Annotated in this window: 11 protein-coding genes and 1 pseudogene; 8 read left to right on the plus strand and 4 right to left on the minus strand. The window is 74.3% G+C overall.

Annotated features, from left to right (window positions below; genetic code table 11):
- Nucleotides 1-3 precede the first annotated feature (3 nt).
- The 3 genes from MCM47_RS03745 (at nt 4) to MCM47_RS03755 (ending at nt 4096) form a co-directional block, all read left to right on the plus strand.
- Nucleotides 4-2292: a Dyp-type peroxidase gene (locus tag MCM47_RS03745; RefSeq protein WP_238740930.1), complete on the plus strand. Its 2289-nt coding sequence runs from the start codon at nt 4-6 to the stop codon at nt 2290-2292.
- An 84-nt stretch (nt 2293-2376) separates the two neighbouring features.
- Complete coding sequence (locus MCM47_RS03750) at nt 2377-2724, plus strand: MmcQ/YjbR family DNA-binding protein (RefSeq protein WP_238740932.1); 348 nt, start codon at nt 2377-2379, stop codon at nt 2722-2724.
- A 157-nt stretch (nt 2725-2881) separates the two neighbouring features.
- On the plus strand, nt 2882-4096 hold the full coding sequence (locus tag MCM47_RS03755; RefSeq protein ID WP_238740934.1) for an alpha/beta hydrolase: 1215 nt from the start codon (nt 2882-2884) through the stop codon (nt 4094-4096).
- 71 nt (nt 4097-4167) lie between these two features.
- On the opposite strand, the gene MCM47_RS03760 is transcribed toward MCM47_RS03755, so the two are convergent.
- Nucleotides 4168-5142 (minus strand): YafY family protein, encoded by a 975-nt coding sequence (locus MCM47_RS03760; protein WP_238740936.1) that lies wholly within the window; start codon nt 5140-5142, stop codon nt 4168-4170.
- 100 nt (nt 5143-5242) lie between these two features.
- Here MCM47_RS03760 and MCM47_RS03765 point away from each other — a divergent pair, with 100 nt between their 5' ends.
- Nucleotides 5243-5821 (plus strand): TIGR03086 family metal-binding protein, encoded by a 579-nt coding sequence (locus MCM47_RS03765; protein ID WP_238740938.1) that lies wholly within the window; start codon nt 5243-5245, stop codon nt 5819-5821.
- Between the two features lie 92 nt (nt 5822-5913).
- Here MCM47_RS03765 and MCM47_RS03770 read toward each other — a convergent pair whose 3' ends face one another.
- Both MCM47_RS03770 and MCM47_RS03775 read right to left on the minus strand, forming a co-directional pair.
- Nucleotides 5914-6936: an aldo/keto reductase gene (locus MCM47_RS03770; RefSeq protein ID WP_238740940.1), complete on the minus strand. Its 1023-nt coding sequence runs from the start codon at nt 6934-6936 to the stop codon at nt 5914-5916.
- Nucleotides 6937-7097: 161 nt separating this feature from the next.
- Nucleotides 7098-7541 (minus strand): annotated as a pseudogene (locus tag MCM47_RS03775) (MerR family transcriptional regulator); the annotation flags it as partial.
- 140 nt (nt 7542-7681) lie between these two features.
- On the opposite strand from MCM47_RS03775, the gene MCM47_RS03780 reads away from it, so the two are divergent.
- Nucleotides 7682-8515: a serine hydrolase gene (locus tag MCM47_RS03780; RefSeq protein ID WP_238740942.1), complete on the plus strand. Its 834-nt coding sequence runs from the start codon at nt 7682-7684 to the stop codon at nt 8513-8515.
- 97 nt (nt 8516-8612) lie between these two features.
- Here the strand turns inward: MCM47_RS03780 and MCM47_RS03785 are convergent, their stop codons facing one another.
- Nucleotides 8613-9389 (minus strand): pirin family protein, encoded by a 777-nt coding sequence (locus MCM47_RS03785; protein WP_238740944.1) that lies wholly within the window; start codon nt 9387-9389, stop codon nt 8613-8615.
- Between the two features lie 265 nt (nt 9390-9654).
- On the opposite strand from MCM47_RS03785, the gene MCM47_RS03790 reads away from it, so the two are divergent.
- The 3 genes from MCM47_RS03790 (at nt 9655) to MCM47_RS03800 (ending at nt 12914) form a co-directional block, all read left to right on the plus strand.
- On the plus strand, nt 9655-10851 hold the full coding sequence (locus MCM47_RS03790) for a CdaR family transcriptional regulator (protein WP_238741507.1): 1197 nt from the start codon (nt 9655-9657) through the stop codon (nt 10849-10851).
- Between the two features lie 90 nt (nt 10852-10941).
- A complete protein-coding gene (locus MCM47_RS03795; RefSeq protein ID WP_238740946.1) occupies nt 10942-11886 on the plus strand; it encodes an ACP S-malonyltransferase in 945 nt (314 codons plus the stop codon).
- Entirely contained in the window at nt 11883-12914 is a 1032-nt protein-coding gene (locus tag MCM47_RS03800; RefSeq protein WP_238740948.1) for a beta-ketoacyl-ACP synthase III, read from the plus strand. The genes MCM47_RS03795 and MCM47_RS03800 overlap by 4 nt, the downstream gene beginning before the upstream one ends.
- Nucleotides 12915-12955: the final 41 nt, after the last annotated feature.

Here is a 12955-nt window from a genome sequence, read left to right on the forward strand (position 1 = left end):
CCCATGGCAACGGATCTGAGACTGCGCGAGAGCGACGAGATCCAGGGCGACATCATCGCCGGCTTCAAGAAGGACAACGTCAGCCTGCTGTTCCTCAAGTTCGAGGACCAGGCCATGGCCCGCGGGTGGCTGCGCGGGCTGGCCCCGCAGATCGCCACCACCCGCCAGGTCGCCGCCTTCAACGACGCGTTCAGCGAGGCCCGGAGGACCTCGGGCGGCGACGACCCGAGGACCCTCAAGGCCACCTGGCTGAGCGTCAGCCTCACCTACCCGGGCATGCGCGAGCTCTCCGCCACCGACCCGTTCGAACAGCCCCCGCCGGTCGGCAGCGGCCTGGAGGCGTTCATGGAGGGCTCGGCCAGGCGGGCCGGCGCCCTCGGCGACACCGGTGACAACTCCCCGGAGTTCTGGCTCTTCGGCAACGGCCGGAGCCAGCCGGTGCACGCCGTCCTGACCATCGCCTCGGACACCGAGGACGACCTGCGGACGGCCGTCGACGCCCAGCGGCTGGCGGCGGCCGAGTCCAGGATCGTCGTCGTCTACCAGCAGAACGCCAAGACCCTGCTCGGCAGCCGGCGCGGCAAGGAGCACTTCGGCTTCAAGGACGGCATCAGCGAGCCCGGAGTCCGGTTCTTCGACCGGCCGGACCCGGCCAGACCCGGGGAGGTCGAGGGCCACCCCGGCAGCCGGATCATCCCGGCCGGCGAGTTCGTCTGCGGCGAGCAGCCCGCGCCCGGCAGCTTCACCGACTTCCCCGAGTGGGCGCGCAACGGCTCCTTCCAGGTGGTCCGCCGCCTCGCCCAGGACGTCCCCGGCTGGTGGTCGCAGGTCTCCGTCAAGCTCAAGGAGCTCAAGCAGGCCAAGGCCGTCCCGGAGAGCGCCACCAGCGAGTGGCTGGCGGCCCGGATGGTCGGCCGCTGGCGCTCCGGCGCACCCGTCTGCCACCACCCCGACCGGGACGTCCCCAACGACCCGACGGCCGCGTCGGACAACGACTTCGACTTCCGGGACGACCTGGAGGGCCTGGTCACCCCGCTCTGGTCGCACCTGCGCAAGACGAGCCCGCGCGCCGGGCTGCAGGAGGACCCGGCGCACCCGCCGTTCGACGCCGAGGTCCTGGACGGGCGCCGGATCATGCGCCGCGGCGCGCCGTACGGGCACCCGTTCGACCCGGCCTCCGAGGGCCCCGGCGGCCCGGACGACCCGCGCGGCCTGCTCTTCGTCTGCTACCAGGCGGACATCGCCCGGCAGTTCGAGTTCATCCAGGCCGACTGGATGGACCAGCCGGACTTCCCGCCCAAGCGCAACCCGCTGCCCGGCAAGGACCCGGTGACCCAGGAGGCCCCGGACATCGACTTCGAGAGCCGCGGCCCGGACGGCGCGATCAAGCACACCCCGCTGAGCTTCGCGCAGTTCGTCCGGACCACCGGCTCGGTCTACGCCTTCGCGCCGTCCATCAGCACGCTCAGGGCGCTCGCCGACGGCCGGCTCGTCGGCCGGGCGCAGCAGGGCGGCCAGGGCGGGCAGACCACCCCGGCGCCCGCCCGGGCCTACCCGGTCGACGCCTTCGTCGCCGTGCCCGACCGGCAGCGCCAGGGCGGGCAGACCCAGTTCTGGGCCTGCCACGGCGACCGCTACCGGAAGATCTCGGTCGACGACGGCTCCGCCCACACCGACCGCACCGTCAAGGGCGACACGGTGCTGAGCGGCCACGACTGCTTCCGGGGCATCGGCCGGATCGACTGCGTGCTACCGATGCCCGACCTGCAGAACCCCGGCGGCAAGAGCTGGTACTGGACCTTCCACAGCACCGGCGGTCGCCAGCAGTACCGGACGGTCTCCGTCACCTGCGGCAGCGGCCACACCGGCGCCCTCGAACGTGCGGACCGCGACCTCACGGCCTGGAACTCGCTCGCCGGCGTCGACCGGGTGGACTGCTTCCTCCCGGTGCCCGACCAGCAGCGGATCGGCGGGAAGAGCTGGTACTGGGTGTTCCACACCACCGGCGGGCGGCAGCGCTACCGGCTGATCTCGATCGCCGACGGCGCCGCCCACACCGATGTGATCGAGCGCACCGACCGCGAGCTCTCCCAGTGGACCTCGCTCGGCGGGATCACCTCGGTCGACTGCTTCCTGCCGGTGCCCGACCTCCAGCGGGTCGGTGGCCGGAGCGAGTACTGGGTGTTCCACGGCGAGAGCTACCGCCGGATCGCGGTCAACGACGGCAGCGGGCACCCGGACCGCCAGGTCGCCGCGGACCGCTCCTGCAGCGGCTGGAACTCGCTGATCTGACGGCCCGGCAGCCGCTCCCGGTGCGCGCCGGGCGCATCGGAGCGGCCGCGGCCGGCTGTCCGGAGCAGGCTCTAGGCTGCCCCCATGGTGACGTTCGAGGAGTTCCTGGCGATGGCCCTGGCCCTTCCCGGGGCGGAGCAGCAGCCCACCTGGGAGATCGAGACCCTGCGGGTCCGCTCGAAGATCTTCGCGATGGGCTCGCCGGAGGGCGGGAGCGTCAGCGTGAAGGCCTCCAAGGAGGACCAGGCGGAGCTGCTCGCGGCGGACCCCGAGGTGTTCGGCTACCCGGGGTACGTCGGCCGGCACGGCTGGATCGGCATCCGGCTCGACCGCGTCGACCCCGCTGAGCTGCGGGAGCTGCTCACCGAGGCCTGGCGGCGGACCGCCCCCACACGCATGGTCCGCGACTTCGACGCGGCCACGAACAGTTGACACCGACCGGACACCCACGGTTCATGTGATCCATCCCACAGTTTGGCGCGGCGACGACGGTTCTCCGGGCCTCTAGGCTTGCGCAAGGAAGTTGGCAGTCGTACCACCCTCCGGGCCCCGCCCGCGGAACGGTCACGGGCCCAAGGGAGTTGACGCGATGCGCCGTCGCCGGTGGAAGCGTGTTCTGATCGGCGCCTTCGCGGGTTGTGCCGTGCTCGCCGATGCCGGCGCCGCCGCGGCCCAGGCCGCCGCCTCCACCGAGCAGCTGGCGATCTCCACGCCCCCGGCCGGCAGCGCCGCCTGGGTCGAGGACCACACCTTCGGGCGGTCACTGCCGGACCCGGCCACCACCACCCCGGCCGCCGCGGCCGAGTTCTTCGCCTCGCTGGCGCCCACCGAGCTGGACCGGCTGATCCAGGACTACCCGCTGGTGGTCGGCAACTTCGACGGCGCCCCGGTCGACCTGCGCTACCGCGCCAACCGGATCGCGCTGGCCGCCGAACGCGACCGCGCCAGGGCCCGTGCCGCCGACCGGAAGCTGGACTCCGAGCAGCGCGCGCTGGCCGTCTCCCGCGCCAACGACGTCGAGCACCTGCTGGCGCCCGAGCGCCAGGTCCTGGCCTTCGACCCGCGCGGGCGCGGCCTGGTCACCGAGGTCTGGGGCGACCTCGGCAACGCCGACCGGATCGCCGTGCTGGTCCCCGGCTCGGACGCCGACCTCGGCCACTTCGACCAGGCGGTCGAACCGCTGCGCTCCCCCGCCGGCATGGCCCGCGCGCTGTACGCCGAGGAGCACCGCCAGGCGCCGCGCACCCGGACCGCGGTGATCGCCTGGACCGGCTACGTCACCCCCTCGGGCCTCGGGCCGGACGCCGTCACCTCCCGGCTCGCCGACGTCGGCGCGCCCCGGCTGGAGCGACTGCTCGCCGGGCTCAAGGAGACCACCCGGCCGGACGCGCCGCCGTCCCTGCTCTGCCACTCCTACGGCTCGGTGGTCTGCGGCAGCGCCGCCCCCGAGATCCCGCGGGCGGCCGCCTCGCCGTCCGACACCTCGGGGATCACCGACCTGATGGTGTTCGGCAGCCCGGGCATGGGCGTGCAGAGCACGGCCGAGCTGGGCACCGGCGTGCACGTCTGGGCCACCCGCAACGGCAGCGACTGGATCGGCAACGTGCCGTACCTGGAGGTCGGCGGGCTCGGCCACGGCGCCGACCCGACCTCGACCGACTTCGGGGCCGAACAGATCTCCTCGGCCCGCTCCTCCGGCCACAACGGCTACTTCGCCGAGGGCACCGACAGCCTGCACAACTTCGCGGCCGTCGCGCTCGGCCGCTACGAGAACGTGGTCCGGCCGCCCGCGGACACTCCGTAGGCGGGTCCGCCTCCGACGGTCAGTAGGCGGGTTCGCCCCAGGCGGTCAGTAGGCGGGTCCGCCCCCGGCGGTCAGTCCCGGTAGAGCCGGGCGGCCTCCGCCGCGGCGCGGGCCAGCTCCCGGCGGGCCGCGGGCGGCGAGAGCACCTCGGCGTCCGCCCCGAAGGCGAGCAGCGCGCGGACGGCCGGCAGCGCCTGGAAGCCCATCGCCAGCTCCACCCAGTCGTCGGCGGCTCCGGCGCCCGACTCGGGCGGCGGGGCGGTGAGCCGGGTGGAGTGGATCCGGACGAACATGTCCAGCCGCCCGCGCCGGACCCGCACCCTGACCTGCACCTCCTTCGGCAGCCGCTCGACCTGGTCGCGCAGCACCGCCCAGACCGCGCCGAGCCCCACCCCCGGACGCCGCCGCACGGACTCCTCCGCCGTCTCGGCGGCGAGCACCCGTTCCGCCCGGAAGAGCCGCGGCTCGCCGTTCAGATCGGCCACCAGGTACCAGACACCGGCCTTGCTCACCAGGCCGTAGGGGTCGACGGTGTACTCCGCGGGGGTCGGCGCGCCGCTGTGCCGGTACCGCAGCCGCAGCCGGCGGTCGGTGAAGACGGCGTGCTGCAGCTCGCCGAGGTCCGGCCCGGAGGCGCTCCCACCGGGCTGGAGCCAGCGGACCGGGTCGACCAGGATGCGCTCGCTGATCCGCTCGGCGGCAGGCCGGTGCGGGGCGGGCAGCGCGGCCATCACCTTGCGCAGCGCCGAGCCGAGCGCGCCGTCCAGGCCGAGGTCGCTGTGCGCCCCCTGGGCGGAGAGCACGAACAGGGCCCGCGCCTCGTCGGCGGTCAGGCCGCTGACGTCGGTGCGGTAGCCGGGCAACAGGGCGATGCCGCCGTGCCGCCCCCGCTCGGTGTAGACCGGGACGCCGGCCGCCGAGAGCGCCTCGACGTCGCGGTAGATGGTACGGACCGACACCTCCAGGCGCTCGGCCAGTTCGGTGGCGGGCACCCGGCCGCGGGTCTGGAGCAGCAGCAGGATCGAGAGCAGGCGGTCGGCCTTCATGCGAACGAGGATGACAGAAATCATGACGCTCGTTGTCAGGTTTTGCCGGGAGATTGCCTCCGAAGCGAAAACCCCCTTCCGACGACGGAGTTGATCCCGCATGGACACCACCCAGGACCCCCGCCCGCTGTACCTGCTCGCGCTCGGCCAGCTGGAGAAGCTGATCGCCGAGGCCGCCCCGGCCACGCTGGACCGGCCGACCCCGTGCGAGGAGTACGACCTGCGGCAGCTGCTGAGCCACGTGGTCGGCGGCGTGCACCGGCTCGCCTACATCGGCGAGGGCGGCCGGGCGGAGGACGTCGTGGCGGCCACCGGCGACCTGGCCGACGACGCCTGGCCGGCGGCGTTCGAGCGGGCCCGGGCCCGGGTCACGGCCGCCTGGGCCGACGACGCCAAGCTGGACCGCCCGTCCTTCGCGCCCTGGGGCGAGGTGCCCGGGCGGGCCGCGGTCGGCGGCTACGTCATGGAGGCGGTCACCCACTCCTGGGACATCGCACGCGCCCTCGGGAGCGGTCTCGCCCTGGACGAGGAGCTGGGCCGGGCCGCACTGGCCGTCGCCGAGTCCGTGCTGCCGGCCGAGAACCGCGGGGGGCCGGTCCCGTTCGGCGCGGTGCGGCCCGCGCCGGCCGACGCCGACGCCACCACCCGGCTGGCCGCCTACCTGGGCCGCGAGGTCTGACGCCCCGGCCCGCCCCGGCGGGCGGCGGGGCCGGGGCTCCCCGGTCCCGCCGCCCGGACCCGCGGCCCGCTCCCGCCCGGACCCGCAGCCCGCTACTCCCGGCCGGCCGAGGTGAAGGTCATGTCCGTGTAGCGGTCGCCGACCACCCGGCCGGCGATCGGCTCCAGCAGCGCCAGCTCCTCGGCGGTGAGGCGAACCGCCGCGGCCGCGGTGTTCTCGGCGAGCCGGCTGCGCTTGCGGGTGCCCGGGATCGGCACGACCGTCAGGCCGTGCACCTGGGCCCGCTGGTGCACCCAGGCCAGGGCCACCTGCGCGGCGGTCGCCCCGCGCGCCGCGGCGATCCGCCGGATCGGCTCGACCAGCGCGAGGTTGGCCGCGGCGTTCTCCCCGTGGAACCGGGGCTGGCTGCGGCGGAAGTCGTCCGCGGCCAGCTCCTCCGCGGCGGCGAACGAGCCGGTGAGGAAGCCGCGCCCGAGCGGCGAGTACGGCACGAAGGCGACGCCCAGCTCGGCCGCGGCCGGCACCGCCGAGCTCTCGACGTCCCGGGCGAAGACCGACCACTCGGACTGCAGGGCCGCGATCGGGTGCACCGCGTACGCCTCGCGCAGCTCGCTGCCGCTCACCTCGGAGAGGCCGAGGTACCGCACCTTTCCGGCCGCCACCAGTTCGGCCATCGCGCCGACCGACTCGGCGAGCGGCACGGCCGGGTCGCGCCGGTGCATGTAGTAGACGTCGATCACGTCCACGCCGAGCCGGCGCAGCGAGGCGTCCACGGCGGAGCGGATGTAGGCCGGGTCGTTGCGGATGCCCCGGTAGGCCGGATCGTCCGCGCGGCGTTCGAGGGCGAACTTGGTGGCCAGCACGACCCGGTCCCGGTTGGCACGGACGAAGGGGCCGATCAGCTCCTCGTTGTGGCCGGAACCGTACGCGTCGGCGGTGTCGAAGAGGGTGACGCCGGCCTCCAGGGCCGCGTCCAGGGTGGCGAGGGCCTCGGCGGTGTCGGTCGGGCCGTAGAACTCGCTCATGCCCATGCAGCCGAGGCCCTGGACGCCGACGGCCGGGCCGTCGTTGCCGAGCCGGACCGTGGGGAGAGTGGGGAGAGTGGGGTTCGTCATGCCCTCTGCTGCTTCCTGTGCGAAGTCCGTGACGTCTGCGTCGGCTGTGACGTCTGCATTGCCTGCGTTGCCTGCGTTGCTTGGGGGGTCTGCGCTGCTTGGGGGATCTGTGCTGCTTGGGGGGTCTGCGCGGTCCGTGCCGCATCCGCCGGCACGCCGCAGGCGGCGAGCTTCCCGGCGTAGATGTCGATCTTGAAGTCGAGGACGGCGAGGGTGGCGTGAAGGTCGGCGATCTGCTGCCGGACCACCTCGCGGTGCGCCACCAGCAGCTCGCGCCGGTCCTCGGCGGTCCGCTCGCCCTCGCGGGCCAGCTCCACGTAGCGGAGCATGTCGGCCACCGGCATGCCGGTCAGCCGCAGCCGGCCGAGGAAGGCCAGCCGGTGCAGGTCGGCGTCGCAGTAGCGGCGCTGGCCGGAGGCGGCGCGGTCGACCGGGTCGAGCAGGCCGATCCGCTCGTACCAGCGCAGCGTGTGCACGGTCAGCCCGCTGGCCGCCGCCACCTCGCTGATGCTGTGCCGGGGCGTCCGGTCGGGCACGCCGACGGGCGCGGCGAACACCTCGGAGCAGGTCCTCAGGTCGATCTCGATCGACGCGAGCGTGGCCATGGTCGAAACCCCCAGTGGTGAGCGGCCCGCGTCCTGGCGGGCCGGTTCAAGACGCTAGCGAGTTGGAGTGCACTCGAAGCAAGCCTGCCAGCCCGGTACTCCCGGAACCCCGCCGGCTGCGGCCGGTTAGAGTCGGGCCCATGGAGAGCTTGCGGATGATCGAGACCTGGCCCGTCCCCCGCGCGGCGGCGGCCGTGGTGCGGGGTGCGGACGGCGCGGTGCTGGGCGGGCACGGCCCGCAGGACCACCTGTTCCCGCTGGCGTCGGTGACCAAGCTGCTCACCTCGTACGCCGTGCTGGTCGCGGTCGAGGAGGGCGTCTTCGAGCTGGACGACCCGGCCGGCCCCGAGGGGTCGACCATCCGCCACCTGCTCGCGCACACCTCGGGCCTCGCCTTCGACGAGCACCGGGTGATGGCTGAGCCGGGCAACCGCCGGCTCTACTCCAACGCCGGCTTCGACGTACTGGCCCAGGCCCTCCAGCAGGCCTCCGGCATCGAGTTCGGCCGGTACGCGGCCGAGGCGCTGTTCGAGCCGCTCGGCATGCGCGACACGCTCATCAACACCGCGCACAGGTCCCCCGCCGGGGCCGGCGGCCTCTCCACGGTCGCGGACCTCGCGCTGTTCGCCGCCGAGCTGCAGTCGCCCAAGCTGCTCGACCCGTCCACCCTGCGCGCCGCCACCCGCGAGGTCGCCTTCCCGGGCACCAGCGGCGTGCTGCCCGGCTTCGGCCACCGCCGGCCGAACGACTGGGGCCTCGGCTTCGAGATCCGCGACGGCAAGACCCCGCACTGGACCGGAACCGCCAACTCCCCCGCCACCTACGGTCACTTCGGCCAGTCCGGGACCTTCCTCTGGGTGGACCCGGAGGCCGGCGCGGCCTGCATCGCGCTCACCGACCGGGACTTCGGGCCGTGGGCCGCCGAGGTCTGGCCGCAGTTCAGCGACGCGGTCCTGGCCGAGCTGCGCGGCTGAGACCCGGGCGGTCGGCCCGGCCGGGGGGCGGCCGGCCCGGCAGGAACGGAGTCGGCCCGGCGGGGACGGAGTCAGCCCGCCGGCCCGCCGTCAGCCGTCAGCCGTACGAGACCGGCGAGTGCATCTCCCAGAGCAGGAGCTCGGCGCCGGTCCCGCCGGCCGTCGGGTCGGCGAAGGCGCCGCCGGTGATCCGGACGCTGTCGCCCGGCACCATCGAGCGCCCGCCGCCCTGCGGCCCGGGCACCGTCCGGTAGCCGAGCGCACCGGCCGTCAGGTGCGCGTAGCGCCAGGGCGCGGCCGGGAGTTCGGGCAGCGGCTGCCAGGGGTCGGCGGTCGCCAACCAGAGCGCGGCGTCGCTGCGGCGCAGCCGCAGCGCGTCCGTGCCGGCGTCCCGCTCCATCCCGGAGGCGAGCAGCGTCAACCCGCCGGGCGCGCGCTCCACCCGGCGCAGTCCGTACGCCGGGGGCGCGTCGAAGGCGTCGGGCTGGAGCCACATCTGGACGAAGCGGACCGGAACCTCGGCGCCGCCGACGTTGCGCTCGGTGTGGGTCACGCCGGAGCCCGCGCTCAGGTGCTGGAGCATGCCCGGACGGACCACGCCGCTGTGGCCGCGCGAGTCCCGGTGCGCCAGCGCGCCCTCCAGCACCCAGGTGAGGATCTCGGTGTCCCGGTGCTTGTGCTCGTCGAACCCCGCGCCCGGTGCGAGCAGCTCCTCGTTGCACGCGAGCAGCGCCCCGAAGTGCGTGTTCCGCGGGTCGTAGTGGCCCGAGAACGAGAACGCGTGTCTGGTCTCGATGCCCTCGGCCGGGGTGGAGAGGTAGCGCTCGGCGGTGCGGCGCAGGTCGGCGCGGGGGCGGGCGGGAGCGTCGGTCACGGGCCCACGGTAGCGCGCCCCCGGACGCGCTCCGGGCGCCCCCGCCCCGGCCCCGGCGTGCCCTCCGGAGTGCGGGTGTGACGGTTGCCACCGCGTCGCTGCGCCGGGGGTTGTGCACGAGCAGTCACTCCGGTGAGGCAGTCTTGTCCTTGTGCCAGCCGCTTCCGCGAACTCCCAGAGCGAACCCACCGCCAAGCCCGACCAGAGCGGGCCGGGCCCGACCCCCGGGGCCGGCCGCGACCGGCCCGGCCGCGCGGCGCCGCGGCTGACCGCGCAGGAGCGCAGACTCGCCGCCGAGCGGGCCGAGCGCCGGGCCGCGACGCTCAAGCGGCTGGAGAAGTCCTCGGGCAAGCTGGCCACCAACGCGATCGCGCGGATGGACGACCAGCTCGGCTGGTACCGGCGGATGCCGCCGGAGCACCGCTCGTGGATCGGCCTGGTCGCGCAGGCCGGCATCGCCGCCTTCACCGAGTGGTACCGCCACCCCGACGCCCCGCAGGCGATCTCCACCGACGTGTTCGGCACCGCGCCGCGCGAGCTGACCCGGGCCATCACGCTGCGCCAGACCGTCGAGCTGATCCGCACCACGATCGAGGTGATGGAGGAGGCCATCGAGGAGGTGGCCGCCCCCGGCGACGAGGCGGACATGCGCGAGTCCGTGCTGGTCTACGCCCGCGAGATCGCCTTCGCCACCGCCCAGGTGTACGCCCAGGCCGCGGAGGCGCGCGGCGCGTGGGACGCGCGGCTGGAGGCGCTGGTCGTCAACTCGCTGCTCTCCGGTGACGCCGACGAGGGAGTGCTCTCGCGCGCCGCCGCGCTCGGCTGGGGCCAGCCGAGCCAGGTCCGGGTGGTGATGGGCAGCGCCCCGGACGGCGACAGCGAGCTGGTGGTGGAGGCGATCCGCCGGGCCGCCCGCTACGCCAAGCTGCACGTGCTGACCGGGGTGCTGGGCAAGCGGCTGGTGGTCGTGGTCGGCGGCGACAAGGAGCCGGTGCACGCCGCCCGGGCGCTGATCGGCCAGTTCGCGCCCGGTCCGGTGGTGGTCGGCCCCACCGTGCCCGACCTGCTGTCGGCGACCCGCTCGGCGCACGCCGCCGCGGCCGGCCTGCGGGCCTGCGCCGCGTGGCCGGACGCGCCGCGCCCGGTGCTGGCCGACGACCTGCTCCCGGAGCGGGCGCTCGCCGGGGACCAGGCGGCCCGCCGTCAGCTGGTGGAGGAGATCTACACACCGCTGGACGAGGCCGGCTCGGCGCTGCTGGAGACCTTGAGTGTCTACCTGGAGCAGGCCTCCTCGCTGGAGGGAGCCGCCCGGATGCTCTTCGTCCACCCCAACACGGTGCGCTACCGGCTCCGACGTGTGACAGACGTCACGGGATACGCTCCGTCGGACGTGCGTTCGGCGTTCACGCTGCGTATCGCACTGGCGCTGGGTCGACTCACGGCCGCCGGCGAGCAGAGCTGAGCCCGATGTAGGGAACTTACAATCCCCGATGCTTTTCTTCGTTACCGTCGCCTACCCGCCCCCGGGCGTCCGGCGAGAGAGGGTTGAACCGTGCTCGTAATCGTCGCCCCTGGACAGGGTGCCCAGACCCCCGGTTTCCTCAGCCCCTGGCTGGAGCTCGACGGCGTCGCCGACCGCCTGCGCGGCTGGTCGGAGGTCGCCGGGCTCGACCTGGTGCACGCCGGCACCGAGGCGTCCGCCGAGGAGATCAAGGACACCGCCGTCGCCCAGCCGCTGCTGGTCGCGGCCGGTCTGGTGACGGCCCGTGCGCTGTTCCCGGACGAGGACCGCGCCCGTGAGCTGGTCGGCGCCGTGGCCGGCCACAGCGTCGGCGAGATCACCGCCGCCGCCGGCGCCGGGGTGCTCTCGGCCCACGACGCGCTGACCTTCGTCCGCGAGCGCAGCCTGGCGATGGCCGAGGCCGCCGCCGCCACCGAGACCGGCATGATCGCCGTCCTCGGCGGCGAGCCGGAGGTCGTCGCGGCCAAGCTGGCCGAGCACGGGCTCACCCCGGCGAACAACAACGGCGGCGGCCAGATCGTCGCCGCCGGCACGCTGCCCCAGCTGGACGCCCTGCGGGCCGACCCGCCGGCAGGCGCCCGCCTGATCGCGCTGAAGGTCGCGGGCGCGTTCCACACCGAGCACATGGCGCCCGGCGTCGAGCGCCTGGCCAAGCTGGCCCCGACCCTCACGGTCGCTGACCCGAAGGTCGCCTACGTCTCCAACAAGGACGGCGGCGTCGTCACGTCCGGCGCCGAGGTGCTGGACCGCCTGGTGTCGCAGGTCTCCAACCCGGTCCGCTGGGACCTCTGCATGGAGACGCTGGAGCGGCTGGGCGCGACCGCCGTCATCGAGCTCGCCCCCGCGGGCACCCTCACCGGACTGGTCAAGCGCAACCTCAAGGGTGTGGCGACGCTTGCCCTCAAGACCCCCGCCGACCTGGACAAGGCCCGCGAGATCGTCGCGGAGCACGGCGGTCAGGAGCCCAAGGCATGAGCGCCCCCCAGATCAAGCCGGTCACCGGCGCCCAGTACGCGCGCATCCACGGTGTCGGCGGGTACCGACCGGTTCGGGTGATTCCCAACGCCGAGGTGCTGAACTGGATCGACTCCTCGGACGAGTGGATCCGCACCCGCAGCGGGATCGCCGAGCGCCGCTGGGCCGGCCCCGAGGAGACCGTCGCCGAGATGTCGGTGCAGGCCGCCGGCAAGGCCATCGCCCAGGCCGGGATCGACGCCTCGCAGATCGGCGGCGTGATCGTCGCGACCGTCTCCCACCTCAAGCAGACCCCCGCGATCGCCACCGAGATCGCCGAGCGGCTCGGCTGCGGCACCGCCCCCGCCTTCGACATCTCGGCCGCCTGCGCCGGCTTCGGCTACGGCCTGGGCCTGGCCGACGGCATGATCCGCGGCGGCAGCGCCGAGTACGTGCTGGTCATCGGCGTGGAGCGGCTCAGCGACATGACCGACCAGTCGGACCGCTCGACCGCGTTCATCTTCGGTGACGGCGCCGGCGCCGCGATCGTCGGCCCGTCCGACACGCCCGGCATCGGGAAGGTCATCTGGGGCTCCGACGGCTCCCAGAAGGACGTCATCTCGCAGACCCAGGCCTGGGACACCGCCTTCGCCAAGGACGACGCCGTCAACGGCGCCGGCGAGGAGATCAAGTGGCCGACCCTGCGGATGGAGGGTCAGACGGTCTTCCGCTGGGCGGTCTGGGAGATGGCCAAGGTGGCCCAGCAGGCCCTGGACGCCGCCGGGGTCACCGCCGACCAGCTGGGCGCGTTCATCCCGCACCAGGCCAACATGCGCATCACCGATGCCATGATCAAGGCGCTGAAGCTGCCCGAGACGGTGCCGGTCGCCCGCGACATCACCGAGACCGGCAACACCTCCGCCGCGTCCATCCCGCTGGCGATGGAACGCATGCTGGAGAGCGGCGAGGCCCGCAGCGGCGACCTCGCCCTGATCATCGGGTTCGGGGCGGGTCTGGTCTACGCGGCGGCAGTCGTTACGCTCCCCTAGGCACTTCCGCCCCACTCATCACAAACCTGCGTCCGTCCGCC

Origin of the sequence: Kitasatospora sp. A2-31 (genome assembly GCF_022288725.1) — a bacterium.
Lineage (GTDB): Bacteria > Actinomycetota > Actinomycetes > Streptomycetales > Streptomycetaceae > Kitasatospora.

Coding starts and splice junctions, on each gene's coding strand:
- MCM47_RS03755 (WP_238740934.1), top strand. CDS start 2,882: ATGCGCCGTCGCCGGTGGAAGCGTGTTCTGATCGGCGCCTTCGCGGGT.
- MCM47_RS03770 (WP_238740940.1), bottom strand. CDS start 6,936: ATGACGAACCCCACTCTCCCCACTCTCCCCACGGTCCGGCTCGGCAAC.
- MCM47_RS03765 (WP_238740938.1), top strand. CDS start 5,243: ATGGACACCACCCAGGACCCCCGCCCGCTGTACCTGCTCGCGCTCGGC.
- MCM47_RS03750 (WP_238740932.1), top strand. CDS start 2,377: ATGGTGACGTTCGAGGAGTTCCTGGCGATGGCCCTGGCCCTTCCCGGG.
- MCM47_RS03800 (WP_238740948.1), top strand. CDS start 11,883: ATGAGCGCCCCCCAGATCAAGCCGGTCACCGGCGCCCAGTACGCGCGC.
- MCM47_RS03780 (WP_238740942.1), top strand. CDS start 7,682: ATGGAGAGCTTGCGGATGATCGAGACCTGGCCCGTCCCCCGCGCGGCG.
- MCM47_RS03760 (WP_238740936.1), bottom strand. CDS start 5,142: ATGAAGGCCGACCGCCTGCTCTCGATCCTGCTGCTGCTCCAGACCCGC.
- MCM47_RS03745 (WP_238740930.1), top strand. CDS start 4: ATGGCAACGGATCTGAGACTGCGCGAGAGCGACGAGATCCAGGGCGAC.